The 26,639-nt window shown below is 66.4% G+C and carries 22 protein-coding genes; 18 read left to right on the top strand and 4 right to left on the bottom strand.

From position 1 onward, the window contains the following. Positions 1-457 precede the first annotated feature (457 nt). The 12 genes from BST40_RS15090 to xerD all read left to right on the top strand — a co-directional run bounded on the left by BST40_RS15090 (position 458) and on the right by xerD (position 12,217). Complete coding sequence (locus tag BST40_RS15090; RefSeq protein ID WP_089025167.1) at positions 458-808, top strand: DUF732 domain-containing protein; 351 nt, start codon at positions 458-460, stop codon at positions 806-808. Between the two features lie 55 nt (positions 809-863). After that, positions 864-1,694 carry a tetratricopeptide repeat protein gene (locus BST40_RS15085; RefSeq protein ID WP_089025166.1) on the top strand — a complete coding sequence of 277 codons (831 nt, stop codon included), beginning with the start codon at positions 864-866 and terminating at the stop codon, positions 1,692-1,694. A gap of 7 nt (positions 1,695-1,701) precedes the next feature. Further along, entirely contained in the window at positions 1,702-2,712 is a 1,011-nt protein-coding gene (locus BST40_RS15080; protein ID WP_075549562.1) for an HAD-IIA family hydrolase, read from the top strand. Between the two features lie 24 nt (positions 2,713-2,736). Next, complete coding sequence (locus BST40_RS28985) at positions 2,737-2,913, top strand: hypothetical protein (RefSeq protein ID WP_089025165.1); 177 nt, start codon at positions 2,737-2,739, stop codon at positions 2,911-2,913. Positions 2,914-2,921: 8 nt separating this feature from the next. Beyond that, positions 2,922-3,731, top strand: coding sequence for a TlyA family RNA methyltransferase (locus tag BST40_RS15075; RefSeq protein ID WP_083154612.1), 810 nt, complete (start codon positions 2,922-2,924; stop codon positions 3,729-3,731). Further along, on the top strand, positions 3,728-4,663 hold the full coding sequence (locus tag BST40_RS15070) for an NAD kinase (protein WP_075549560.1): 936 nt from the start codon (positions 3,728-3,730) through the stop codon (positions 4,661-4,663). The genes BST40_RS15075 and BST40_RS15070 overlap by 4 nt, the downstream gene beginning before the upstream one ends. A gap of 3 nt (positions 4,664-4,666) precedes the next feature. Beyond that, the gene (gene recN / locus BST40_RS15065; protein ID WP_083154610.1) at positions 4,667-6,424 is read left to right on the top strand and encodes a DNA repair protein RecN; all 1,758 of its coding nucleotides are present in this window, start codon (positions 4,667-4,669) and stop codon (positions 6,422-6,424) included. A 161-nt stretch (positions 6,425-6,585) separates the two neighbouring features. Next, positions 6,586-7,767, top strand: coding sequence for a putative cytokinetic ring protein SteA (steA, locus tag BST40_RS15060; protein WP_075549558.1), 1,182 nt, complete (start codon positions 6,586-6,588; stop codon positions 7,765-7,767). 22 nt (positions 7,768-7,789) lie between these two features. Continuing rightward, entirely contained in the window at positions 7,790-8,743 is a 954-nt protein-coding gene (locus BST40_RS15055; RefSeq protein ID WP_083154609.1) for a copper transporter, read from the top strand. A 147-nt stretch (positions 8,744-8,890) separates the two neighbouring features. After that, complete coding sequence (locus tag BST40_RS15050) at positions 8,891-10,663, top strand: CTP synthase (protein ID WP_075549556.1); 1,773 nt, start codon at positions 8,891-8,893, stop codon at positions 10,661-10,663. After that, positions 10,656-11,279, top strand: a complete 624-nt coding sequence (locus BST40_RS15045; protein ID WP_075549555.1) for an NUDIX domain-containing protein — start codon at positions 10,656-10,658, stop codon at positions 11,277-11,279. The genes BST40_RS15050 and BST40_RS15045 overlap by 8 nt, the downstream gene beginning before the upstream one ends. Next, positions 11,276-12,217, top strand: coding sequence for a site-specific tyrosine recombinase XerD (gene xerD, locus BST40_RS15040; RefSeq protein ID WP_075549554.1), 942 nt, complete (start codon positions 11,276-11,278; stop codon positions 12,215-12,217). The genes BST40_RS15045 and xerD overlap by 4 nt, the downstream gene beginning before the upstream one ends. A gap of 106 nt (positions 12,218-12,323) precedes the next feature. Here the strand turns inward: xerD and BST40_RS15035 are convergent, their stop codons facing one another. The 3 genes from BST40_RS15035 to BST40_RS15025 form a co-directional block, all read right to left on the bottom strand. Further along, positions 12,324-13,580 (bottom strand): ATP-binding protein, encoded by a 1,257-nt coding sequence (locus tag BST40_RS15035; RefSeq protein WP_082275670.1) that lies wholly within the window; start codon positions 13,578-13,580, stop codon positions 12,324-12,326. A 586-nt stretch (positions 13,581-14,166) separates the two neighbouring features. After that, a complete protein-coding gene (locus tag BST40_RS15030; protein WP_083154614.1) occupies positions 14,167-17,391 on the bottom strand; it encodes a DEAD/DEAH box helicase in 3,225 nt (1,074 codons plus the stop codon). 126 nt (positions 17,392-17,517) lie between these two features. Then, the gene (locus BST40_RS15025) at positions 17,518-18,270 is read right to left on the bottom strand and encodes an O-methyltransferase (RefSeq protein ID WP_075549553.1); all 753 of its coding nucleotides are present in this window, start codon (positions 18,268-18,270) and stop codon (positions 17,518-17,520) included. A gap of 133 nt (positions 18,271-18,403) precedes the next feature. On the opposite strand from BST40_RS15025, the gene BST40_RS15020 reads away from it, so the two are divergent. From BST40_RS15020 to BST40_RS14995, 6 genes are read left to right on the top strand one after another with little or no spacing between them, the layout of a single operon-like run. Continuing rightward, the gene (locus BST40_RS15020; RefSeq protein WP_075549583.1) at positions 18,404-19,630 is read left to right on the top strand and encodes an inositol-3-phosphate synthase; all 1,227 of its coding nucleotides are present in this window, start codon (positions 18,404-18,406) and stop codon (positions 19,628-19,630) included. Further along, complete coding sequence (locus BST40_RS15015) at positions 19,627-20,472, top strand: SCO3242 family prenyltransferase (RefSeq protein WP_082275669.1); 846 nt, start codon at positions 19,627-19,629, stop codon at positions 20,470-20,472. The genes BST40_RS15020 and BST40_RS15015 overlap by 4 nt, the downstream gene beginning before the upstream one ends. Next, on the top strand, positions 20,472-21,893 hold the full coding sequence (locus tag BST40_RS15010) for a TIM barrel protein (protein ID WP_075549552.1): 1,422 nt from the start codon (positions 20,472-20,474) through the stop codon (positions 21,891-21,893). The genes BST40_RS15015 and BST40_RS15010 overlap by 1 nt, the downstream gene beginning before the upstream one ends. Further along, positions 21,890-22,741: a TatD family hydrolase gene (locus tag BST40_RS15005; protein ID WP_075549551.1), complete on the top strand. Its 852-nt coding sequence runs from the start codon at positions 21,890-21,892 to the stop codon at positions 22,739-22,741. The genes BST40_RS15010 and BST40_RS15005 overlap by 4 nt, the downstream gene beginning before the upstream one ends. Further along, positions 22,741-23,859: a metabolite traffic protein EboE gene (eboE, locus tag BST40_RS15000; RefSeq protein ID WP_075549550.1), complete on the top strand. Its 1,119-nt coding sequence runs from the start codon at positions 22,741-22,743 to the stop codon at positions 23,857-23,859. The genes BST40_RS15005 and eboE overlap by 1 nt, the downstream gene beginning before the upstream one ends. Next, positions 23,856-25,280 carry an alkaline phosphatase family protein gene (locus BST40_RS14995; protein ID WP_082275668.1) on the top strand — a complete coding sequence of 475 codons (1,425 nt, stop codon included), beginning with the start codon at positions 23,856-23,858 and terminating at the stop codon, positions 25,278-25,280. The genes eboE and BST40_RS14995 overlap by 4 nt, the downstream gene beginning before the upstream one ends. On the opposite strand, the gene BST40_RS14990 is transcribed toward BST40_RS14995, so the two are convergent. Then, positions 25,192-26,592, bottom strand: coding sequence for an amino acid permease (locus tag BST40_RS14990; RefSeq protein ID WP_075549547.1), 1,401 nt, complete (start codon positions 26,590-26,592; stop codon positions 25,192-25,194). The genes BST40_RS14995 and BST40_RS14990 overlap by 89 nt on opposite strands. Positions 26,593-26,639: the final 47 nt, after the last annotated feature.

The raw sequence follows: 26,639 nt of genomic DNA, 5'->3' as shown, positions 1-26,639 counted from the left end.
TCCCAGACTTGGGGGGTGGGAGGCGATGGGACCCCCGCCGAAGTTCTAGTGGTTGGCGGCCTCGGTCGCGCGGTGCAGGAGTTCTTGGGACATCTGGGAGAACTCCTCGCTTCCTTGGCCTCCGGAGCGGGTTCGTGATGCTTCAGTTCCCGCTCCGAGACCAATCTTCCGAGGCTTGGCACTCCGCTGCTATCCCACAACTGGCTAATAGCCGGGGGAAAATTTGGGTCCCCCAGTAGCGGGGTCCGCGTGTCCCCCGATTGGGGGACAGGGTGCTCGGCGCGAACGTGCGCATGAAATCGCCGTCTCTAGACGTTCGCGGCTACGCAGATCGATTGCGAAACGGGTTAGTGGGCAAACCTTTACCGCACCGTGTTGTGAATGTGACCGCCGCCCAGCAGTGTATTCAGCGATTTATGTGGCACGTGTCCAAGAACCGACAGATGAGAAGGCGGAGATGACGGCATCGATGATGGCCCTTCGACTCTTGGCCTCGGCTGCCGGGGTGCTTGGCATGTCCGCGACCATGGCGGCACCCACGCACGCCGACATGATGGGTAATGCCTTCCTGACGGCCTTGAACAACGCCGGCATTTCATATGGGCAGCCGGCGGCGGCGATGGCGATCGGCCGGTCGGTATGCCCGATGGCAGTCCAACCGGACGGGACGTTCGAATCCGTCGTCGCGAAAATGGCCGAAGACAACGGGATGTCGCACGATGTGGCAGCCGCATTCACCATTGTCGCCATCGCGACGTATTGCCCGGCGGTGATCTACCCGCTGTTGCCCAATCGGCTACAGGCATAGACCGATTGTGAGGACCGATTGTGAGCTGATCGGATGTGCCCGTAACCTCTAGCGGGTGGTCGACGACAGGCATGACCGCAGCGGCGAACGCAGGCCGCGACCGGCATCGGGTGGTGTACCGCGGCGTGGTCCACAGCGAAAGCGTGACGTTCCCTGGTCGGGTCCGGGCCGGGCTCGCCCGGCTCACCCGCGATCGGCACCTTCCGAGGTAACCCGCGAGTCTCGGGACGGGCCGGCGATCCCGCCGGGAGTGGATGCCAAGCAACTGGCGCCGGAGATCCGGCGCGAGCTGAGCACCCTGGACCGGGCCACCGCCGATGCGGTGGCGCGGCACCTGGTGGCCGCCGGGGAGCTACTCGACGAGGATCCCGAAGCCGCCCTGAGCCACGCGCGTGCGGCCCGGGCCCGCTCGGGCAGGATCGCCGTCGTTCGCGAGGCTGTCGGGATCGCCGCCTACCGCTGCGGCGAGTGGGCTCAGGCGCTGGCCGAGTTGCGCGCGGCGCGGCGAATGGGCAGCAGATCCCCGCTGCTGGCGCTGATCGCCGATTGCGAACGCGGTCTCGGCCGCCCGCTGCGAGCTATCGAACTTGCGCGCGGCCCCGAGGCGGCCCAGCTGAGCGGCGATGACGCCGACGAGTTGCGGATTGTCGCCGCCGGCGCGCGTGCCGATCTCGGGCAGCTGGAGCAGGCGCTGACCGTGTTGTCGACGCCCCAGCTCGACCCGGCCCGCACCGGCTCGACGGCGGCGCGACTGTTTTACGCCTATGCCGAGACGCTGTTGGCGCTCGGGCGTCGCGACGAGGCGATGCGATGGTTCTTGCGCGCCGCCGACGCTGACCTGGAAGGCGTCACCGACGCCGAAGACCGGGTCGCCGAGCTGGGTTGAGCATCAGGTGAAAAGTCTTGCGCAGCAGTATGATTGCCTGCTGATCGACCTGGATGGGACGGTATTTCGCGGTCGGCGGGCCACCGAGGGCGCGGTCCAATCGCTGGCGGAGGTGAGCAGCCGCAAACTGTTCATCACCAACAACGCGTCGCGCAGCGCCGACGAGGTCGCGGCGCATCTGCGCGAGCTCGGCTTCGACGCCGCCGGCAGTGACGTGGTCACCAGCGCGCAGAGCGCCGCCCGGGTGCTGGCCGATCAGCTCCCTGCAGGTTCACCCGTGCTGATCGTGGGCACAGACGCGCTGGGGGCCGAGGTCGCCGCGGTGGGGCTGCGTCCGGTGCGTCGCTGGGACGACGGACCGGTTGCCGTGGTTCAGGGTCTCTCGATGACCACCGGCTGGCCTGAGCTTGCCGAGGCCGCGCTGGCCATCCGGGCCGGCGCCCTGTGGGTGGCGGCCAACGTCGACCCCACCTTGCCCACCGAACGCGGCCTGCTGCCGGGCAACGGGTCACTGGTCGCGGCGCTGCGCACGGCCACCGGCGCCGAGCCGCAAGTGGCCGGCAAGCCGGGTCCGCAATTGATGGCCGACGCCGTGGCCCGCGGCGATTGCCGTGCGCCGTTGGTGATCGGCGATCGGCTCGACACCGACATCGAAGGTGCCCACGCCGCGGGGCTGCCGAGCCTGATGGTGCTCAGTGGGGTCAACAGCGCGCGGGACGCGGTGTTCGCGCCACCGCGGCAGCGTCCCACGTATCTTGGCCACGATCTGCGCTGCCTGCACCATGATGGCGAGCTGCTGGCGATAGGGTCACAGCCGGGCTGGCGGGTCGACGTCGCCGACGCGACGGTAACGGTCAGCGCCACCGGTGACCAGGACGGGGATGATCTCTCGGTGGTACGTGCGGTCGCGAGCGCGATCTGGGACGCGCATCCGGACGGACGGCCCGTCAGTATCGGGGCCGGCGACGAGGTGGCCCGCGACGCATTGCGCCGCTGGTCCCTGGAGCGCGGTGACTAGGCGGCAACTAGCGTAGGGAGCGCAATGACTATTGACCCTGATCAGATTCGCTCGGAAATCGAAGCCCTGGTAGCCCAGCTGCCCGATGTCGACGACGCCGAAAACGGGCCGTCTCTTGCCGAGCTCGAGGTCATCGCGCGCCGTCTGTCGGAGGCTCACGACGTGCTGTTGCGGGCCCTGGAGTCGGCGGAGAAGGGCTGAGGGCAACGGTGGCCCGGCGTGCCCGCGTTGACGTCGAGCTGGTGCGGCGCGGCCTGGCGCGATCTCGTCACCAGGCTGCGGAATTGATCGAAGCCGGCAAGGTGCGCATCGACGGCCTGCCGGTGGTCAAGCCGGCGACCGCCGTGGCCGTCAGCGCGGCGTTGACCGTCGCGGCGGATGGCGCCCGCGGCTGGGTTTCGCGGGGTGCCCACAAACTCATCGGCGCGCTGGATGCCTTCGCGGTTCCCGTTCAAGGCCGGCGCTGCCTCGATGCGGGCGCGTCGACCGGCGGGTTCACCGAGGTGCTGCTGGACCGGGGTGCCGCCGAAGTGGTTGCCGTCGATGTCGGCTACGGCCAGCTGGCCTGGTCGCTGCGTAGCGATCCGCGAGTGGTGGTCGTCGAGCGGACCAATGTGCGCGACGTGTCGCCCGGGGCGGTCGGCGGCTGCGTCGACCTCATCGTGGCCGACCTCTCGTTCATCTCGCTGGGCACGGTGTTGCCCGCGCTGATCGACTGTGCGTCGCCGGGCGCAGATATTGTTCCCATGGTGAAGCCACAGTTCGAGGTGGGCAAGGGGCAGGTCGGTCCGGGCGGGGTGGTTTCGGACCCGCAGTTGCGCGCGGACGCGGTGCTGGCTGTCTCGCGGCGTGCGGACGAGCTGGGTTGGCACACCGTCGATGTCGCGGCCAGCCCGCTTCGGGGTCCGGCGGGCAACGTCGAATACTTCCTGTGGTTGCGCGCACAGACCGATCGATGGTTGGCCGGCGACGAACTGGTGGCCGCGGTGCGCCGGACGATGAGCATGGGGCCGCAGTGACTTCACAGACGAGCACCGAACGCACCGTCCTACTGGTGGTCCACACCGGACGCGACGAGGCGACCGAAACCGCGCGTCGCGTCGAGAAAGTATTGGGCGACAACAATATTGGGCTTCGAGTGCTGTCCGCCGAGGCGGTCAACCGCGGATCGCTGCGGCTGGCTCCCGACGACATGCGAGCCCGGGGCGTGCAGATCGAGGTGGTCAACGCCGACCCGCACGCTGCCGATGGCTGCGAGTTGGTGCTGGTGCTCGGCGGTGACGGCACCTTCCTGCGGGCAGCCGAGCTGGCCCGCAACGCCAGCATTCCGGTGTTGGGTGTCAACCTGGGCCGGATCGGATTCCTGGCCGAAGCCGAGGCTGAGGCTATCGACCTGGTGCTCGAACATGTGGTGGCACGGGACTACCGGGTGGAAGATCGGCTGACCCTCGATGTCGCGGTGCGCCACGGCGGCCGCGTCATCGACCAGGGCTGGGCGCTCAACGAAGCGAGCCTGGAAAAGGGCCCCCGGCTGGGCGTGCTGGGGGTGGTCGTCGAAATCGACGGCCGTCCGGTGTCGGCTTTCGGCTGCGACGGGGTGCTGGTGTCGACGCCGACCGGGTCCACCGCCTATGCGTTCTCGGCGGGCGGCCCGGTGTTGTGGCCGGATCTCGAGGCGATCTTGGTGGTGCCCAACAACGCTCACGCGTTGTTCGGCCGGCCGATGGTCACCAGTCCGGATGCCCGGATCGCGATCGAGATCGAGGCTGACGGTCACGACGCCCTGGTGTTCTGCGATGGCCGCCGCGAAATGCTGATACCCGCCGGCGGGCGGCTCGAGGTGACCCGTTGTGACACGCCGGTCAGATGGGCACGATTAGACAGCGCGCCGTTCACCGACCGTCTGGTGACCAAGTTCCAGTTGCCGGTGACCGGTTGGCGCGGGAAGTAACCGGTGCTCACTGAGATCCGAATCGAGTCGCTGGGCGCCATCAGCACCGCCACCGCCGAGTTCGATCGCGGGCTGACCGTGCTCACCGGCGAGACCGGTGCCGGTAAGACCATGGTGGTCACCGGGTTGCAGTTGCTGGGCGGTGCGCGGGCCGACCCGACCCGGGTGCGGTCCGGGGCTGATCGCGCCGTTGTCGAAGGCCGTTTCGTCACAACCGATCTCGACGATGCCACGGTCGCCAAGCTCGACGAGATCCTGGACGCCTCCGGGGCGCAGCGCGACGAGGACGACAGCGTGATCGCATTGCGCTCGGTCAGCGGTAACGGCCCGTCGCGTGCTTACCTCGGCGGTCGCAGCGTGCCCGCCAAGTCGCTCAGCGGTTTCACCAACCAACTTCTGGCGCTGCATGGCCAAAACGACCAGTTGCGGTTGCTGCGACCGGAGGAACAACGCGGCGCGCTGGACCGCTTCGCGGCCAGCGGCCACGCGTGCGAGCGCTACCGCAAGCTGCGCGACGCGTGGCTGTCGGCGCGGCGGGACCGGTCTGACCGGCGTAACCGGGCGCGCGAGCTGGCCCAGGAGGCGGACCGTTTGCAGTTCGCCCTCAACGAGATCGACGCGGTGGACCCGCAGCCGGGCGAGGACGAGGCGCTGGTCGCCGACATCGTGCGGCTCTCCGAGCTGGATACGCTGCGCGAAGCCGCGTCGGGGGCGCGCGCGGCGTTGGCCGGCGGGCCCGACGACACGTACGGCGTCGGTGCCACCGAATGCCTCGGGCGTGCCCGGGCGGCTCTGGAATCGACCGACGATGCCATGCTGCGGGCGCTGGCCGAGCAAATCGGCGAGGCGCTGACGGTGATTGTCGATGCGGCCGGGGAGCTTGGCAACTATGTCGACGAGCTGCCGGCCGATGCCAGCACCCTGGACGCCAAACTGGCCCGCCAAGCCCAATTGCGTACTCTGACACGCAAGTATGCCGCCGATATCGACGGGGTGCTGCGGTGGGCTCGGGAGTCCCGGGACCGGCTGGGCCAACTCGACGTCTCCGAAGAGGGCTTGGCGGCGCTGGAACGCCGCGCCGAGCAGCTGGAGCGCGAATTAGCCCAAGCGGCAGTCGATCTGAGCAAGATTCGGCGCAAAGCGGCCAAGAAGTTGGCCACCGAGGTCACGGCAGAGCTGTCCGCCCTGGCGATGGCAGACGCCGAATTCACCATCGGCGTGAACACCGACCTGGCCGAGCACGACGATCCCGTCGCGTTGACGTTGCCTTCGGGCGAGCCGGCCCGCGCCGGTGCCGATGGCATCGACAACGTCGAGTTCGGCTTCGCCGCACACCGCGGTATGACCGTGCTGCCGCTGGCCAAAAGCGCATCCGGCGGTGAGTTGTCCCGGGTGATGCTGGCGCTGGAAGTGGTGCTGGCGACCTCGCGGAAACAAACAGTCGGCACCACGATGGTGTTCGACGAGGTCGACGCCGGGGTCGGCGGCAGAGCGGCCGTCCAGATCGGGCGACGCCTGGCGAAGCTGGCGCGCACCCATCAGGTCATCGTGGTCACGCATCTGCCCCAGGTGGCTGCGTATGCCGACGTGCATTTGACGGTGCACAGCACCGGACGCGGCGGCGCCAGCGGGGTACGCCGGCTGAACGACCAGGAGCGCGTCGCCGAGCTGGCCAGGATGCTGGCCGGACTGGGTGAGTCGGACAGCGGCCGCGCCCACGCTCGTGAGCTGCTCGACGCCGCGCAGAACGACCAGATCTAGCCTCCCAACGTCGACGTCGTGTTGCCATCTGGTCGCGATCGGCCAACAACTCGGCGCCGCGCGGCGTCGTGTGTGACAGTTGTGACTCTATATAACTTATGGGGCTGATGTTACGGCGCGCCTCCCGGCTCCGGCCGTGCATCCCCGACAGAATCGCCCCCATGAAGATGTCCGCACTTCTGTCTCGTAACACCGCCCGGCCAGGTCTGGTCGGCACCGCCCGCGTCGACCGGAACATCGACCGCCTGCTGCGGCGGGTCTGTCCCGGTGACATCGTGGTCCTCGACATCTTGGATCTGGACCGGATCACCGCGGACGCACTGGTGGAAGCTGACGTCGCCGCCGTCGTCAACGCATCGTCGTCGGTTTCGGGTCGCTATCCGAACCTGGGCCCCGAGGTATTGGTCAACAACGGGGTCACCCTGATCGACGAGACCGGGCCCGAGGTCTTCAAGAAGGTCAAAGACGGTTCGAAGATCCGGTTGTACGAAGGCGGCCTGTATTCGGGCGATCGCCGGCTGGTCCGCGGTACCGAGCGCAGCGACCACGACATCGCCGACCTGATGCGGGAGGCCAAGAGCGGGCTGGCCGCCCATCTGGAGGCGTTCGCCGGCAACACGATCGAGTTCATCAAGAGCGAGAGCCCGCTGCTGATCGACGGAATCGGCATCCCCGACATCGACGTCGACATGCGCCGCCGGCACGTGGTGATCGTCGGGGAAGAGCCTAGGGCCACCGACGACGTCAAAGCGCTCAAGCCGTTCATCAAGGAGTACCAACCGGTGCTGGTCGGCGTCGGTACCGGCGCGGACGTGTTGCGCAAGGCCGGGTACCGTCCGCAGCTGATCGTCGGCGACCCCGACCAGATCAGCACCGAGGTGCTCAAGTGCGGCGCCCAGGTGGTGTTGCCCGCCGACGCCGACGGCCACGCGCCCGGCCTGGAGCGCATTCAGGATCTCGGTGTCGGGGCGATGACGTTCCCGGCCGCCGGCTCGGCGATCGACCTGGCGTTGCTGCTTGCCGATCACCACGGCGCCGCACTGCTGGTCACCGCCGGCCACACCGCCAACATCGAGACGTTCTTCGACCGGACGCGGGCGCAAAGCAACCCGTCGACCTTCCTCACCAGGCTGCGGGTGGGGGAGAAGCTGGTGGACGCCAAGGCGGTCGCGACGTTGTACCGCAACCACATTTCGGCTGGAGCCATTGCGCTGTTGGCGTTGACGATGCTGATTGCCATCATCGTCGTCTTGTGGGTGTCACGCACCGATGGTGTGGTGCTGCACTGGATCATTGACTACTGGAACCGCTTCTCCCTCTGGGTGCAGAACCTGGTGACCTGACCCCTTCGAGGACGGTGCCTTCATGATCTCGTTACGTCAACATGCGATTTCGCTGGCTGCCGTCTTCCTGGCGTTGGCGATTGGAGTGGTGCTCGGTTCGGGCTTCTTCTCCGACACGCTGCTGTCCAGCTTGCGTAACGAGAAGCGGGACCTGGCCGCCCAGATCACCGGACTCAACGACCAGCGCAACGCGCTCAACGAAAAGCTCAGCGCGGCAAATAGTTTCGATAACCAGGTGCTTGGGCGGATTGTGCACGACGCGTTGGCGGGCAAGTCGGTGGTGATCTTTCGGACCCCGGATGCCAACGACGACGACGTCGCCATGGTGTCGAAAATTGTGGGGCAGGCCGGAGGGTCGGTCGTCGGCACTGTGTCGCTGACCCAGGAGTTCGTTGAAGCCAACTCGGCGGAAAAGCTGCGGTCGGTGGTGAATTCGTCGATCCTGCCCGCCGGTACCCAGCTGAGCACCAAGCTCGTCGACCAGGGTTCACAGGCCGGTGACCTGCTGGGGATCGCCATGCTGACCCCCGCCAACTCCACCAATCCGCAGGCCCCGCCGGTGGACGACGCCCAGCGCGGCACCGTGCTGGCGGCGCTGCGCGAGACCGGCTTCATCACCTATCAGCCCGCGGATCACATCGATGTGGCAAACGCCGCGATCGTCATCACCGGCGGGGGCTTGCCCGCGGACGCCGGCAACCAGGGGGCCAGCGTGGCGCGGTTCGCCGCCGCGCTGGCGCCGCACGGTTCCGGCACCGTGCTCGCCGGCCGGGATGGTTCGTCGACCGGCAGCGCGGCGGTCGCGGTCACCCGTGCAGATGCCGGCATGGCCGCCACCATCAGCACCGTCGACGACGTCGACGCCGCGCCCGGCCGCATCACGGCGATCCTGGCCCTACACGACCTGATCAATGGGGGTCACCCGGCCCACTACGGCACGGGCCACGGGGCCACCTCGGTGACGGTCCCCCAGTAGTCCCCGATAGTCACCGGCTACGACCGGTCGGGCGTGTTCGCCGCGAGCGGGCGTCGCGGGTGTTAGGGTGGGATTCCGTGGGTCGGCAGGCCCAGCTAGGTCAGGCTAGAAAGGCAAGCCCTGCCCGTCTTCACGGAGGTCGCCCAGGTGCGCAAGCATCCGCAAACTGTCACCAAGCACCTCTTCGTCAGCGGCGGGGTCGCATCCTCGCTCGGCAAGGGATTGACCGCGAGTAGCCTCGGCCAGCTGTTGACCGCCCGCGGGTTGCAGGTCACGATGCAGAAACTCGATCCGTACCTCAACGTCGACCCGGGCACCATGAACCCGTTCCAGCATGGCGAGGTTTTTGTCACCGAGGATGGCGCCGAGACCGATCTCGACGTCGGCCACTACGAACGCTTTCTCGATCGCGACCTGTCCGGCTCCGCGAATGTAACGACCGGACAAGTGTATTCGACGGTGATCGCCAAAGAGCGCCGAGGCGAATACCTCGGTGACACCGTCCAGGTGATCCCGCATATCACCGACGAGATCAAGCGTCGCATCATGGCGATGGCCCAACCCAACCCGGACGGACACCGCCCCGACGTCGTCATCACCGAAATCGGCGGCACCGTGGGCGATATCGAGTCACAGCCCTTTCTGGAGGCGGCGCGCCAGGTGCGCCACGACCTCGGCCGGGAGAACGTCTTCTTTCTGCACGTGTCGCTGGTGCCCTACCTGGCCCCGTCGGGCGAGCTCAAGACCAAGCCGACCCAGCACTCGGTGGCCGCACTGCGCAGCATCGGTATCACCCCGGACGCGCTGATCCTGCGCAGCGACCGCAACGTCCCCGAAGCGCTGAAGAACAAGATCGCCCTGATGTGTGACGTCGACATCGACGGCGTGATCTCCACTCCCGACGCGCCCTCGATCTACGACATCCCCAAGGTGTTGCACCGCGAGGAACTGGACGCGTTCGTGGTCCGCCGGCTCAACCTGCCGTTCCGCGACGTCGACTGGACCGAATGGGACGACTTGTTGCGCAGGGTGCACGAACCGCACGAATCGGTCCGAATCGCCTTGGTGGGTAAGTACGTTGAGTTATCCGACGCTTACCTGTCGGTGATCGAGGCGTTGCGGGCCGGCGGGTTTAAGCATCGGGCCAAAGTCGAGATCCTCTGGGTGGGTTCCGACGATTGCCAGACTGACGGCGGTGTCGCGGCGGCGCTGGGCGATGTCCATGGGGTGCTGATTCCAGGAGGGTTCGGCATCCGCGGCATCGAGGGCAAGATCGCTGCCATCTCATACGCCCGGGCTCGGGGCCTGCCGGTGCTGGGACTATGCCTGGGTCTGCAGTGCATCGTGATCGAGGCCGCCCGTTCGGTCGGTCTGAGCCAGGCCAATTCGGCGGAATTCGAACCCGACACCCCTGATCCGGTCATTTCCACGATGGCCGACCAGCAGCGCATCGTGGCCGGCGAGGCGGATCTGGGCGGCACCATGCGCCTGGGTGCCTACCCCGCGGTGCTGGAGCCGGATTCCATTGTGGCGCAAGCGTATCAATCGACGAAGGTGTCGGAGCGGCACCGGCACCGCTACGAGGTCAACAATGCCTACCGGGATCAGATCGCCCGAAGCGGCCTGCGGTTTTCCGGGACCTCACCCGACGGCCGGTTGGTCGAGTTCGTCGAGTACCCGCGTGACCAGCATCCGTTCCTGGTCGGCACCCAGGCTCACCCCGAGTTGAAGAGCCGGCCCACCCGCCCGCATCCGCTGTTTGTCGCATTCGTCCGAGCGGCCATCGACTATAAGGGAGGCGAGCTGCTGCCCGTCGACATCCCCGAGATGGCCGAGCCCGTGTCAAACGGAAACGAGCGGCGGAACGAGCATCGAGACGGCGTCGCGCCGCCGCTACCTGAGCCCGCGACTCGTGGCTGAGCACGACTTCGAGACGATATCGTCCGAAATCTTGCATACCGGAGCGATTTTCGCGCTGCGCCGGGACCGGGTGCGAATGCCGGGTGACACCATCGCCGTGCGAGAGGTCGTCGAGCATTACGGTGCCGTCGGTGTCGTCGCGGTCGACGATGGCGGCAACATCCCGTTGGTCTATCAGTACCGCCACCCGTTCGGTCGGCGGCTGTGGGAGCTGCCGGCCGGATTGCTGGATGCGTCGGGGGAGCCGGCGCATCTCACCGCCGCCCGTGAATTGCGGGAGGAGGCGGGTTTGCGGGCCGCTATCTGGCAGGTGCTCGTCGACCTGGACTCCACGCCGGGCTTCAGCGACGAATCGGTGCGGGTCTATCTGGCCACCGGGCTCAGCGAGGCGGAGCAACCCGAGGCGCACCACGAAGAAGCCGACATGACGGTGCAGTGGTTTCCCCTCGCGGAGGCGGCGCGGAAGGTGTTCAGCGGCGAGATTGTCAATGCCATTGCGGTGGCCGGGATTTTGGCCGCGCAGGCCGTGACCGGTGGGCTGGCTCAACCGCGTCCGGTGGACAGCCCCTGGATCGACAAGCCGACGGCCTTCATGGCGCGAAAGAACGCGCGTTGACGACGCTGCCCCTGGGCACACAACTGCAGGGCTACCTTGACCATCTGGCGATCGAACGGGGCGTGGCGGCCAACACCCTGAGTTCTTACCGGCGCGACCTGCGCCGCTACACCAAGCACCTCGAAGACCGGGGAATCACCGACCTGGCCGCCGTCGGCGAGGACGACGTCAGCGAGTTTCTGGTGGCACTGCGGCGCGGTGATCCTGAATCGGGGGCGACGGCGCTGTCCGCGGTGTCAGCGGCCCGCGCGCTGATCGCGGTGCGCGGCCTGCATCGGTTCGCCGCCGCCGAAGGCCTGGCCGAGCTGGATGTGGCGCGCGCGGTCCGGCCGCCGACACCGGGCCGGCGGCTGCCCAAGAGTCTGACGGTCGACCAGGTGCTGGCTCTGCTGGAAGGTGCCGGCGGCGACAACCCGGCCGACGGACCGTTGACCTTGCGCAACCGGGCTCTGCTGGAGCTGTTGTATTCCACCGGGTCGCGAATCTCCGAAGCCGTGGGTCTCGACGTCGATGACGTGGACACGCACGCCAGGTCGGTGTTGTTGCGCGGCAAGGGCGGTAAACAACGGCTGGTGCCAGTGGGGCGCCCGGCCGTGCACGCGCTGGACGCCTACCTGGTGCGCGGGCGCCCCGACCTGGCCCGGCGGGGCCGCGGCACCGCGGCCATTTTTCTCAATGCCCGCGGCGGCCGGTTGTCACGGCAAAGCGCCTGGCAAGTGCTGCAGGATGCGGCCGAGCGTGCCGGCATCACCGCGGGTGTGTCGCCGCACATGCTGCGGCATTCGTTTGCCACCCACCTGCTCGAGGGCGGCGCCGACGTCCGGGTGGTGCAGGAATTGTTGGGCCATGCCTCGGTGACGACGACACAGATCTACACGCTGGTCACCGTTCATGCATTGCGGGAGGTGTGGGCCGGGGCGCATCCCCGCGCGACGTGACGGGTGCCGTCGGGCAACTGCTGTGCGCGCCGGCGCCCAAAAGCGTTGGCGCGATGCTGGCTGCGGCAATAACACTTGAAATTTGTTGCAAGTCATATGTCCACCCTCAAGCGGACCAGAGGACGTCGATAGGGACGGCGGCGAAGCGATCGCCGAATGGCTGGGCTTGTGGGCCGGTGTGGAGGATGAGGCCGGCGGCGAAGCGTTTGCCGAGTTTGTCGCGGAGTTTTGTGATCCAGCGGGTGTCTCGGCCACGGAGGGTTGCTGCCGACTTGATCTCGATCGCGGCAATGAGGCCATCTGCGGTTTCCAGTATGAGGTCTACTTCTGCGCCGTCTCGATCGCGGTAGTGGAACATTCGAGGCGACTGTTGCGACCATCCGAGTTGTCGCCGGAGTTCTGAGATTACGAAAGTTTCGACGATGGCTCCTGCCGCGTCTGGGTTGGCATTTGGTCCGACTCCGGCAGGTGAGACGTTGACAAGGCGAGCGGCCAGTCCAGAGTCGAGGAGGAGGACTTTCGGTCGATCGACGACACGCTTCGAAAGGTTAGTCGACCATGAGGGTATGCGGTCGATGAGATACAGGATCTCGAGAAGGTCGAGATATGGTGGCAGGGTACGCACGGGGATCTCGGCGTCGGCAGCTAGGGAGCTCAGGTTGAGTTCGGATGCACTGCGTGCGGCTAAGAGTCGGATGAGGCGCGGCAGGTCGGCGATGCGCTGCAGATTGGAGACGTCCATCGCGTCGCGCTTGACGATGCGGTCGATGTAATTATCCAGCCACGCATTTCGGCGTTTGGTTGACTTTCGGCTGACAGCCTCGGGGTAGCTGCCGGTACAAGCGCGGGCGAGATAGTCGTGACGTGCCAGGTTACTCTCGTGACCGAGGAAGAGGTCGCCGGCTAATAGCCGGTCGATGAAGGTTTCAGTGACTCCTTCGAGTTCGCCTTGGCTGAATCCGAAGGGTTCAAGGCTCTCAGCCCTGCCGGCGAGGCTGTCCTCGGTCGCCAGGAGCTGTAAGAGATTGGCGGACCCGGTGAGCAGATATTGACCCGGCCGATCGTTGGCGTCAACGCTGGTCTTGAGCGCAAGAACCAGTTCCGGAACCCGCTGCACTTCGTCGATCGTGAGTAGTCCGTCTGGGAATTGGCGAACGAAACTGTAGGGATCTGTGGCCGCTGTTGTTCGGGTCACGTCATCGTCAAGTGTGACCAATCGTCCGTCGAGCCGGCGCGTGATCTCGGCCGCAAGGGTTGACTTGCCAACCTGACGGGCGCCCTGAACGACGACGATCCGTGTGTCGCTGAGTGCCTCGTCAACCCGCGGAAGCAGGTTCCGGGCAATGCGAGACGGCGGATTCACCTCAACCGTGTATCCGATTTTCGCCGATTTGCGAGCATATTGTCGCCGATATGCGCCTGTACTTTCGCTGATTCGCGGATACGTGCTCGCCGATTCGCGATATCTGACGGGACCGGTGGTCTCTCGGAGCCAGGGATGTCGGGGCGGACCGGCGGCGGTCGCACGACAGCTTGGACCATTGCGCGGCAGCACGTGATCTCATGTTCAGCAGCCGGTTGACGTCAGGCATGTCGAAGTCGCGGGTGTGCCGCGCGCCGGGCGGGCGCCCAGGGCAGTTACTCGGTGCGGATCCAGCAGTCGGGACAGTCCATCTGGAGGATCCCGCCGATCAGCCAGTGCCGCATGCCCCGAGAACTGCGGCAGACGGTCAAATGCGGTGTTGACGCGTACCGGGCGGGCGTCCTCGGGATTGAGGTTGGTGTGGTAACCCCGAAACCTAGAGCCGCACCGCGTGCGCGTCCCTCACTTCACCGATAAAGCGCTGACACGCATTAGCCAATCAAACCGCCCTGAACAGCACGAAAACCCTGGAGCGCCGCATGCATTCGGTCATGGCGCGCGGGTACGGCAAGACAACGCCCGGACCTCAGCTCAGCAGTCCGCGGATGTCGTCGGCGGTCAGCGCGGAGGCGAAGGCGTTGCCGTCATCGATCACGCTGGCGAAGAGCTTGGCTTTGCGCGCATTGAGCGCGACGACCTTGTCCTCGATAGTGTCGCGGGCGATAAGGCGATACACCATGACATTGCGCTTCTGCCCGATGCGGTGGGTGCGATCGACAGCCTGGGTTTCGGTGGCCGGATTCCACCACGGGTCGAGCAGGAAGCAGTAGTCGGCCTCGGTAAGGTTCAACCCGAAACCGCCGGCCTTGAGACTGATCAGGAAAACCGGCGCAGTCCCTTCCTTGAACTGCTGAATCACCTTGGGGCGGTTGCGGGTTCGCCCATCCAGGTAGCAGTAATCGATGCCCTCGGCGCCGAGGCGATCACGCACCCGGCCAAGGAAGCGAGTGAACTGGCTGAACACCAGCGCGCGGTGGCCGCCGTCGGCGACGTCGCGCAGTTGCTCCACCAAGACATCGATTTTCGCGCAGGTCATCGCGTCATGCGTAGCGTCGACAAGGCCAGGGTGCAGCGCCATCTGGCGCAGCACGGTCAGAGATTTCAGGATCGTGAATCGGTTGCGCTGCATGTCGTCGAGCAAGCCGAGCACCTTCTGGCGTTCGCGGTGCAGTCGCTTGTCATAGAGCGAGCGGTGTCTGGGCGGCAGCTCGATATCGAGCGATTGCTCTTGCTTGGCTGGCAATTCGGCCGCCACCAGTCCCTTGGTGCGGCGCTTCACCAGGGGCTTGATGCGGCGGCGAAACAGTGCGAGCAGTTCCGGATCGCCGGTCTTCTCGATGGGTTTGGCGTAGTAGTCGGCGAACTTCGTCGGGCTGGGAAACAGTCCCGGGGCGGTGATCGATAGCAGCGACCACAGTTCCATCACGTTGTTTTCCATCGGCGTACCCGTGATTGCCACCTTGATGGGGGCGGGTAGCCGGCGCGCGCACTGGTAGGTCTTGGCGTGCCGATTCTTTACGTACTGGGCTTCGTCCAGAATGAGGCCGGACCAGATTTGGGCGGCGTAGGCGTCGAAGTCGAGGCGAAACAAGGTATAGGAGGTAACGACGACGTCGGCGCCGGCGACCAACTCGTCAAGGTCGATGCCGCCACGGCGCAGGGTATCGCTGATCGCAGCCACCGACAGTTCCGGTGCGAACCGCGCGGCCTCCGCGGCCCAGTTTGAAACCACACTCGAGGGCGCCACCACCAAGAACGGGGCCGGACTCGGATCCTCTTGCCGGACATGGCAGATCAATGCAAGCGACTGGAGCGTCTTGCCCAGGCCCATGTCGTCGGCGAGGATCCCGCCCAGCCCGTGCGCGTGGAGCGTGGCAAGCCACGAGAAGCCGTCGGCCTGGTAGGGCCGCAGCTCGGCGCGCAAGCCGCTGGGCATCGGCACCGGTTCAACTCCCTGTAGTGCGCGCAGTCCGCGAACCTGCCGACGCCACTCGTCGGCCTGTTGGGTGACCACTCCCAGTGCGGCGAGTTCGTCGAACAGCCCGGCCTGGAACCGGCTGATCCGGGGTGGACCCTCGTCGGCATCGGTGAGCGCGCGAGCCTCCTCGATCAGCCGGCGCAGCTTCACCAGCTCCGGCTTGTCCACCGCAAAGTAGGCGCCGTCGGCCAGTAGCACATGTGACTGGCCGGAGGCCAGCGCGGTGAACACGCTGACGAACGGAATCTGCTTGCCTTCAAGGCTGATTGTGATGTTCAGGTCGAACCAGTCCGTCTGTCCAGGCACCGCATTCGTGGCCACGCCGATGACCAGGGACTCGCCGGCCTCCCGATAGTCGACGGGGTCGCCGGTCACCTCCAGCATGACGTCGGACAGCCCGGTGAGCAGCGGTTGGAGTTCGGTGGTGAACCGCATCGTCTCCAAGCCGCACAATTGGGCTCGGGCAATCAGCCTGCCGTCGGGGGCGCGGAGCCCGAACCGCTCCAGCGGGGCGTCGATGCCGCGCGCAAGCCCATTCTCCGTGTCCGGGTCGCGGTAGCCTCGATCACCAGACGCGTCCACACCGACGCGAAACTCGCTGTCGCCCACCCGGTACGCCCACTGCAGCGTCAGCTCGACCTCGTGCTCGCCGCGATAGTCGGCACGTAGCACCAGCGTCGGCCCGGTGATTGTCGGCGGCGTGAACGAGCTGTCCGACGATGTGATGGCCGCGATGTGCCGCAGCTTCGGGTAGTACTCGGCGGTGAACTGCGCCGCCTCAGCTGCGGGGATGGTCAGGATCTGATCGCCAAGGGTCATCCGCTGCAACGTCACCGAGACCGGCTGGTCCATCCGTGCCAGCCGCAGCCCGCCGTCGGAGCAGACCACGCCATGGCCCGACGACCCGATGAAAGCCACCGCTTGCGCGGCCGCTCCGTCGACTTCAAGCAACGGCATGACCGTGAGGTTGCCCGATGGGTCGGCGGTGACATCCAAGGACAGGCGTGCCGAAGCATACGGCAGCACGTCGTGGTGGTCCTGCGCCTGCACTAACCGCACGCCGACTCGGCGCACCTCGTCCAGTAGCGGCCACAACTGGGGCGATTCGAACTTCAGCAGCGAGATTGTCTTCACGTCCCCGTACGAGGTATACGAATAGCTGTGGTAGCCAGTCGAATTCGGGGCTGACGTCCGGTAGGCGGCATAGAACTCTTGTAGCACCTGGATGTGCGCGTCGGGATAACCGTAGTGCCGCAGCGCGGCCAAGCGGCCCCAGCTCAGGTCGGCGGCGACCCAGCCACCGCGCTTACCCGGGCGCACCACCCGCGCGTCCAAGCCGCTCGCCGACAGGTTCAGCTCGATAGCCAGCGGCGTGCCGACGACGCTGCCCGGCGACGATGTCGGGAACAATGCGTCCAGCGACGTGCGCCACGGCGATGGAGCCGGGGGCAAGGCCGATGGGCGTTGCGATCGTGTCTTCGTCGTCCCGCTGGCCGCGATGAGGATCGCGGCCACATGCTTGCAATCCACCTGCATGGGGCAGGTGCACAACCCGATCTCGAGACACCAGGAGTCGGCGTAATCCATCGACAGTTGCGCGGTGGTGGTATAGGTGCGGCCCCGATTACCACGAACGCTCCCCGTGAGATTGTCGTCGCCGGGGTTCCACAGACAACGCACCACTCGTCCTTCGCGGGCGTAGGCCAGGCCGCGACGGTAGGTGTCGGCGCCCAGATGCGATTCGGCGTCGTCGAGGTCGATCGAGGGATACATCAGTGACTGCACGCCCGCACCGTAACGACCCGGTCCGACAAAAACCGATAGCCACGCCCGCCCACTAGGCAAAGTGGTGCGGATGAGGCTCAGGTTTCGGGTGTGGCGACACTGCTCGCCGGGCGACTAACTCAGGTACTCCGATTCCAGCACCAGGTCGGGCACCAGGGTCTGGTATTCCAGGTGAGCCTTGTGTTCCACGGTGTTCCACAGCCTGCCCTGCTCGCGCCGCATGTAGGCGCGGTACTTCGGCGCGCCGGGCACCAGGACGTTGTCGGCTACCACGATCGCACCCGGATGCAGCCAGTCGCGGTCCAGGATGGCCTGCAGGTCGTCCAGGTAGACCTTCTTGTCATGGTCGATGAACACGAAATCTAAAGTGCCAGAAGAGAATCCGTGTTCGTGCGCCAGCACGTCCAGGGTGCGTCCGCCGTCGCCGATGGTGCCGACCACACAGGTCACCCGGTCGGCGACGCCGGCATGAGCCCAGATCTGCCGGGCATTGGCGGCGTTGGCTTCGGCCAGTTCGACGGAGTACACCCGGGCCGTCGGCGCCGCCCGGGCGATCCGCAGTGCGCCGTAGCCGCAGTAGGTGCCCAGCTCCAGCGCCAGCGCCGGGTTGGCCCGCCGCACCGCCGCGTCGAGCATCGGCCCCTTTTCGTCGCCGATATTGATCAGCATCGACTTTTCATAGGCGAACTTGTCGATGGTGGCCAGCACGTCGTCGATGTCGCCGGCACGGGCGTGCCGGAGTACGTAGTCGACAGCGGCCGCTTCGCGACCGTCACCGATCTGACCCGTCCTGGTGAGGTTGCGGATCCCGGGTGCCATGCGCCAGACCGACCACCGCAACGGGGCCATGCGTGCTCTGAAGCTCATCGTTGCCAGCTTACGTACAGTCATTGATCAGCCGAGACCAATGCGCGGTGTTAGCATCCTTTGCTTAGAAAAACCAATTTGTCACGCGCGAGACATCAGATTTTTGCAGCGTTCGGCGATCGAGGACGGCGCGATGGACCACGACGACACCACATCCCGGGTGACCGCGCAGCCCCGCTGCGGCCTGTGGCTCAGTGGCGCGCGGGGGTCAGTGGCGACCACGTCGATCGTGGGTCTGTATGCGCTCAGCGCCGGTCTGATCCCCGAAACCGGCTGCGTGACGGCGACTGCCGACTTCGCCGGCGTCCCATTGCCGAAATATGCCGACTTCGTGGTCGCCGGACGTGACCTTTCGACCGCTCCGTTGGCCAAACGCGCCGAGGCTCTGGTCGAGGCGGGACTGCTGCCGCACCGAGTGGTCGCGGCGGTGTCAGATCGCCTGGCGGCCACCGAAGACGAGATCGTCGGTCCGTCCTGCGTGGCCACGCCGGATCCGTCCACCGTCGGTGCCAGCACCCAAGCCGAGCTGATCGACCGGCTCAGCGACGCGATGGGCTCGTTCATCTCGCGCAACGCACTTGACGTCTTCGTGGTTATCGACGTGGCATCGACGCAGCCGCCGGTGCCGGACCGCCCCGAGTACCACGACCCTGACCTCTTGCGGGCCGCGCTGTGTGAAAAGGACCGCATGGTGCTGCCGGCGAGCGCGCTGACCGCCCTGGCGGCGATCCGCAATGGCGCCGCCTACTCCTGCTTCACCCCGTCGCCCAGCATGGGCGTTCCCGCATTGCGCAGCTTGGCCGATGAGGCCGACATTCTCTACGCCGGCCAGGACGCCAAGACCGGCCAGACCTTGCTGCGCACCGTGCTGGCGCCGATGTTCGCCAGCCGGGCGATGACGGTGCACTCCTGGGCGGGAACGAATCTGCTCGGCGGCGGCGACGGAGCCACGCTCGCCGACCCGGTCGCCGTGCAGTCCAAGCTCGCCAGCAAGCAGCGTGGCATCCAGCAAATGCTCGGCGGCGCCGTCAATGCTCCGCTGCATATCGACTACGTGCCCGATCTCGGGGAAACGAAGGTTGCGTGGGACCACATCCACGCCACCGGATTTCTGGGCGGTCAGATCACCCTGCAAACCATCTGGTCCGCGCCGGATTCCGCTTTGGCCGCGCCGTTGGTTCTCGACGTGGCGCGGCTGCTCGCGATGGCCCGGATGCGCGGTGCGCACGGTGTCGTCGGGCAACTCGGCTTCTTCTTCAAGGAACCATGGGGCTCGTCGACGCATTCACTTGCGGCGCAATACGAGGCACTGGTGCATTGGGCCAAGTCCTTTGCGAACCCGGTTTCGGCCGGGCAGTGAAGATCAAGGCATACCTGGACCTGATGCGGGCGCCTGCTGCGCTCACCGTGCTGGGTGACACTGCGGTGGGCGCCATCTGGGCGGGGTATCCGCTGACCGGACGCCGGCTCGCGCTACCGCTGGCGTCGGCGCTGCTGTATTGGAGCGGCATGGTGCTCAACGACTGGGCCGACCGGGAGCGCGACGTCGTCGAACGCCCGGAGCGGCCGATTCCGTCGGGTGAAGTGTCGGCCGCTACGGCGCTGTCGGTCGCAGCCGGCCTGGCCGGGGCTGGGCTGGCGACCGCAACGGCGGTCGGCGGCCGCCACGGCCTGGCCGCCGCGGGCCGAATCACGTTGTGCGTCGCCGCTTATGACCTGGTTGCCAAGGACACCGCCGCGGGGCCCTTGGTGATGGCGGGCTGCCGGTTCCTCGATGTGATGCTCGGCGCCGGCCCGAATTATCGGCGCGCGCTAGTGCCGGCGTCGGTGATCGGCGGGCACACCACGGCGATCACGGTGCTGTCCCGCAGTGAGGTCACGGGTTCGGAACCGAGATTGCCGGCGATCGTCGGTGGTATGGCGACGGCGGTGGCCGCCGCGGCGATGGTGAGCACGCCGGGGTTTCGCGCCGCACCGGCCGCGGCGGTGTACGCGTGGTCGTTTGGCCCCGGTTTGTGGAAGGCGTGGCAGCAACCGACCGCCGAGGTTCTTCGCAGCGCGGTGCGCAGTGGCATCGCGTCGACGATCGCGGTACAGGCGATGTTGGCCGCCCGGGCGCCGCGCACCATGCTGGCGTTGTGTGGGCTGGCAATTGGATTGCGGTTCAAAGTTTCTGCGCCCCGACCCACTGAGGTGACCTGATGCACGTTGGCTACAACACGAATGGCTTGACCGATCACCCGCTTGCCGACGCGCTCGCGCTGATCGCCGATCACGGGTATACCGCCGTCGCGCTGACCATCGGCTACCCGCATGTCCGACCGTTCGACTCCGATCTCGGTGCGCAGCTGGGCGCGTTGCGCGCGCTGCTGGACACTCACGGATTGCAGGTGGCGATCGAAACGGGGGCACGCTATCTGCTGGATCCGCGGCTCAAGCACAAACCTGCGCTGGTCGATATCGCCGCCGAACCCCGCGTCGAATTCCTGCGGCGGGCAATCGATATTGCCGCGGACCTCGGGGCCACCTGCGTGTCGCTGTGGTCGGGCTATGCCGTTGACTACAGCGACCCCGACACCACCCGGGAGCTGCTGGTCGGCAGGCTGGCGCAGGTGGTCGACTATGCGGACCGCAAGTCGGTCACGCTCGGATTCGAGCCCGAACCCGGCATGTTCGTCGAGACGGTAGAACACGCCCTCGAGGTGTGCCGGGCACTGGGCGATCCGCCGCGACTGGGGATCACGCTCGACGTCGGTCACTGCGTGATGACCGAGCCGGGCGGTGCGCACGCGGCCATCGCCGACCTGGGCGACAAGCTCGTCAATGTCCACCTCGACGACATGACACCGCTCAAACATGAACACCTCGAGTTCGGCCATGGCGCCCTCGATCTCGGGGCGGTGATGGATGCCCTGCAGACCAGCGGCTTCGCCGGTGTCGCCTCGGTCGAATTGCCACGTCATTCCCACGACGCACCGAATGTGCTGCGGCGCAGCATGTCCGCCATCAATCGCGCCAGGCTGCCGAACGCGGCACGCTCCTGGATCTACAACGCCGCGGCCGTGATCCGCAGCGGCCCGGACAAGATCCTGGAAATCTTCCCCAAGGCGCAGCGCTGGATGTCGCAGATTTCCGGTGACGCGACCCTGATGGCCCGGGTGCAACTGCTGACCACGCTGGTGGCCGAAATTCCCGACGAGACAGCGGGTCCGCTCGTCGAAAGGCTGTACCAGTGGGGGGATAGCGACGAACGCCTGGCGGTGCTGCGCGGCCTGGAGACGGCGGCGCTGGACGGCAACTTCGGACCGGTTACCACAGCGGCCGGCGTGACGCTGGCCGAGGATGCGTTGCGGTGCAACGATCCACGGCTGGTCGGCGCGGCGCTCGGCGGATTCGGAACCCGGTTCCTGGCCCAGCCCACCTGGCGTCATGGCGTGATGAAGCTGATCTTCATGGAGGTGCCGTTGCGTGCCGTACCCGGCCTGCGCATCCGGGCCGATGCGGAATTAAGCCGGATGGCAACCGATTACATCAGCGAACGGACTGCCGCCGGACGGCCGGTGTCGGCCGACGTGCGGATGCTGCAGCAGCTGGCCGCCACGATGACGGAGGTGCCGGAGTGAGGATCTTCGACCCGCACATTCACATGACGTCACGGACCACCGACGATTACCAGGCGATGTATGCCGCGGGCGTGCGTGCCGTCGTGGAGCCGGCCTTCTGGATGGGCCAGCCCCGCACCTGCGCGGGATCGTTCGTCGACTACTTCGACAGTCTCATCGGCTGGGAGCGTTACCGCGCGTCCCAGTTCGGTATCGCCCACAACTGCACGATCGCGCTGAATCCTAAGGAGGCCAACGACAGCCGCTGCCGGGCCGTGCTCGAGCAGATCCCGCGGTATCTGTCGAAGAGCGGTGTGGTCGCCGTCGGTGAGATCGGCTACGACTCCATGACACCGGAGGAAACCTCGGTGTTCCACACGCAATTGGAGATGGCCGCCGAGCACGGCCTGCCCGCGTTGGTGCACACCCCGCACCGGGACAAGCTCGGGGGCACACTGGCCAGTATCGAGCTGGTGAAGCGGGTCGGAATCGATCCGGGAATGGTGCTGCTCGACCACCTCAACGAGGTGACCATTGAGCCCGCCCGAGACAGCGGATGCTGGATGGGCTTCTCCATCTATCCGGACACCAAGATGGACGAAGCGCGAATGGTCGTCTTGATGCAGCGTTTCGGCCTCGAACGCATCATCGTCAACTCGGCCGCCGATTGGGGACGATCCGATCCGCTCAAGACGGTCAAGACCGCCAAGGTGATGCTGGCGGCCTCGTTCAGCGACGACGACGTCGACCGGGTAATGTGGCGCAACCCGGTCGAGTTCTACGGCCAAAGCGGGCAACTTCGCCTGTTGAGCGAAGAGCAGCAGGCGGCCTTTGCCGGCAACACCATCAACCGCGGCGAAAAGCGCTGATGCTGTCCTACTGCAGCAACGTCGTCGCTGCCGACAGTGTGCAGGCGCTGGAGCACCGACTGCTGTCGGTGTTCGCGCCGGCTCGGCAACGCGCGGGTCTGGAACGCCTCGGCGTCGGCCTGTGGTTGCCGGCCGCCACCATGGCCCGGTTGGCCGCTGATCGAGCAGCGCGCAGCCGGCTGGCCGCGATGCTGGCCGACAACGGGCTTGCCGTGGTGACCATGAACGCTTTCCCCTACGGGGTCTTTCACGGCGACTCGGTGAAACATAAAGTATACCAACCCGATTGGACGTCGCCGGCCCGGCTGGAATATACCCGCCACTGCGCCGAGGTGCTCAGTGACCTGCTGGCCGGCGCCGAACACGGCACCATCTCGACACTGCCGCTGGGCTGGAGCACCCCATGGGACGACTCGGCCGATGCCCGGGCCCGGCAGACGCTGGCGGCGCTCAGTGACGATCTGCGGCGCATCGAAGAAGAGTCCGGGCATCGAATCAGGATGGCCATCGAACCCGAGCCCGGCTGCGTGATCGGATCATGCCGTGACGCCATCGGTTGGTTCGGCCGCGGCAGCGTCGATACCCGCTACATCGGGCTGTGCCTGGACACCTGCCACCTGGCCGTGATGGATGAGAACCCGGCCGAGGTGGTGGCCGGCCTGGCCGACATCGGCATCGACGTGGTGAAGATCCAGGCCTCCAACGCAATTGCGATCGACGACCTGGCCGCCGACGGGGTTGCCGAAGCCTTCGCCGAGTTCGCGGGCTCCCCGTATCTGCATCAGGTCAACGGCATCGACGCCGACGGGCGCCAGTGGTTCCGCGACGACCTGTCCTTTGCGGACCCGTCGACACCGCGAACCGGCAGCGCCCGGGTGCACTACCACGTCCCGCTGCACCTCGCTCCGCCCGCACCATTGGGCAACACGTCGCACGTACTGGCCGACGTGATGGCAATGCTGGGCGAAGGGGCGTTACCTCAACCCATCGACGTCGAAATCGAAACCTACACCTGGGAAGTTCTTCCGTCGTCGCTGCGGAAGGGCAGCCTGGCCGAGGATATCGCGGCCGAAATCCGTTGGCTGAAAGACCTGTTGCGCGAACGGGACGCGGCATGACCCGACGAGTTCTGCTGGTCAACGTGGTCGGGCTTACCCAACCGCTGCTGCGGCAGATGCCGAATCTCGCCGCGCTCGCCGCCCAGGGAGCGATGCGACAACTGGCACCGGTGTTCCCGGCGGTCACCTGCTCGGTGCAGTCGTCGATGGTCACCGGCCTGATGCCCAACCAGCACGGAATCGTCGGCAACGGCTGGTATTTCCGTGACCTGGGCGAGGTGCTGCTGTGGCGCCAGAGCAACAAGCTGGTTGCGGGGGAGAAGGTTTGGGAGACCGCCGCCGGGCGCTTCGACGGATACACCTCGGCGAACGTCGGCTGGTGGTATGCGATGAACGCGAGCAACGACGTGATCGTCACGCCGCGGCCGGTGTATCACCAAGACGGACGCAAATCGCCGGACTGCTACGTCGTGCCGTCGGATCTGCACGACATCCTGACCGACAAGCTGGGCGTGTTCCCGCTCTTTCAGTACTGGGGCCCGACGGCCGACATCACGTCGTCGCGCTGGCTGGTGGACGCCTCTCTGGAAATCCTGCAACGGTATTCGCCCACCCTGCTCACCGCGTATATCCCGCACCTGGACTACGACTTTCAGCGCTACGGTCCCCGGTCACCGCAGGCAATCACCGCCGCCGCCGACGTCGACGCGGCGCTGGCGCCCTTGCTGGCGGCGGTCGCCGAGCACGACATGACGACCATCGTCGTCTCCGAGTACGGGATCGCACCGGCTGAGCGCCCGGTGGATATCAACCGTCAACTCCGGCGGGAAGGGTATCTGAATGTCTACACCCAGCAGGGCCGGGAATACCTGGACCCGTGGACATCGCGGGCGTTCGCCGTCGCCGACCATCAGGCCGCCCATGTCTATGTGCGCGACCCGTCCGATATCGCCCGGGTAGCGGGCCTGGTCGCAGCGCTTGACGGGGTGGACCAGGTCATGGACCGAAACGCGCAGCAGCGCTTGGCAATTGATCATCCGCGGGCAGGTGAGCTGGTGGCGGTCGCCGAACCGGGCGCCTGGTTCACCTACTACTACTGGCTCGACGACGCCCGGGCTCCGGAGTTCGCGCCGTGCGTGGACATCCATCGCAAGCCGGGATACGACCCCGCCGAGTTGCTGATGAACCCCGACGATCGGACCGTCAAAGCCAAAGCCGCCGCGGCACTGGCCAAGAAGGCGTTGGGCCTTCGATACACCATGGGTGTGATCGCTCTGAACGGCAGGCATGTCGGCGGCACGCACGGCAGGCTGCCGGATGGCGACGAGGACACGCCGCTGATCATCACCTCGTCACCAGATCTGCTGCCGGATCAGGCCGCGCCCCTGCCGGTCACCGCGGTGCGTGATGTGGTGCTGAAGGCTCACGGCAGGCGGGCACGCTCGGGGCGCGCCGCCGGACCATCAGCCAACCCCCGGTGAGGGTCATGAACCAGAGCGGGACCAACGCCAACGCGACCGCGGTTTCGGTCTTGGTGGTGAGGGTCCAGATCACGAATACAAAGAAAGCCAGGACCGCCCAACACATGCTGACGCCGCCGGGCATCTTGTAGAGGGAGCCGGCGTGCCGCTGTGGGTGCCGGCGACGGTATACGAGGTAGCTGACGACGATCGTCGTCCACACGAACATGAAGAGCAGCGAGGCGACGGTGGTGATCAGGGTGAAGGCGCCGATCACCGAACCGCCCGCGTAGAGCAGCGGTATGGAGGTCAGCAGCAGCGGAGCCGTGAACACGATGGCCGACGCGGGCACCCCCCCGCGGTTGAGCCGTTGGAACACTGCCGGCGCGCTGCCCTCGTCGGCCAGACCGAACAGCATCCGGCCGGTGGAAAACACCCCGGAGTTCGCTGACGAGGCGGCCGCGGTGGTCACCACGAAGTTGACCACTGATGCTGCTGCCGCAAGACCCGCCAGCGAGAACATTGTCACGAACGGGGATTGGCCGCTGGCGAAGCGCCGCCAGGGCACCACGGCCAGGATTGCCACCAGCGCGCCGACGTAGAAGATCGCCACCCGCACCGGAACGGCATTGATCGCCCGGGGAATGGTGCGGGGCGGGTTGGCCGTTTCGCCGGCGGCGGTGCCGACGAGTTCGACACCGATGTAGGCGAAGAACGCGATTTGGAAGCCACTGGCCAAGCCCATGAAGCCCTGAGGGAACAATCCGCCGTCGTTCCACAGGTTTTCGATCGTCGCCCGATCCCCTTGCGGGGAAACGAAGTTGGTCACCACCAGGAATGCGCCCAAGAGGATCAGGCTCAGTATCGCCACGACCTTGATCAACGCCAGCCAAAATTCCATCTCGCCGAAATGGCCGACGCTGAACAAGTTGACCGTCAGGATGAGGCCAACGGTGAGCAGCGCCGGTAACCACATCGGCGAGGCGGGCCACCAGAACCTGGCGTAGCCGGTGATCGCGACCAGGTCTGCGATGCCGGTGACGACCCAGGCGAACCAGTACGACCACCCCAGATAAAACGCCGCGGCAGGCCCCAACAGGTCGGCAGTGAAATCGACGAACGACTTGTAGCTCAGGTTCGACAGCAGCAATTCACCCATCGCCCGCAGCACGAAAAACACGAAGAACCCGATGATTGCGTACACCACCAGGACGGCGGGTCCGGCAAGGGAAATGGTGCGTCCGGAGCCCATGAACAGGCCGGTGCCGATCGCACCCCCGATGGCGATCAGCTGGATGTGACGGTTGGAAAGCCTGCGCTGCAGGTGCGGCATGTGGGGTCCTCATCACGTGGTGGATTGAATTGTGCACCACCGCAGCG

This window comes from Mycobacterium persicum (assembly GCF_002086675.1).
In the GTDB taxonomy this organism is placed as follows: Bacteria; Actinomycetota; Actinomycetes; order Mycobacteriales; family Mycobacteriaceae; genus Mycobacterium; species Mycobacterium persicum.
The sequence above is the reverse complement of the archived record's forward strand: the minus strand, read 5'-3'. Positions and strand labels throughout refer to the sequence as shown.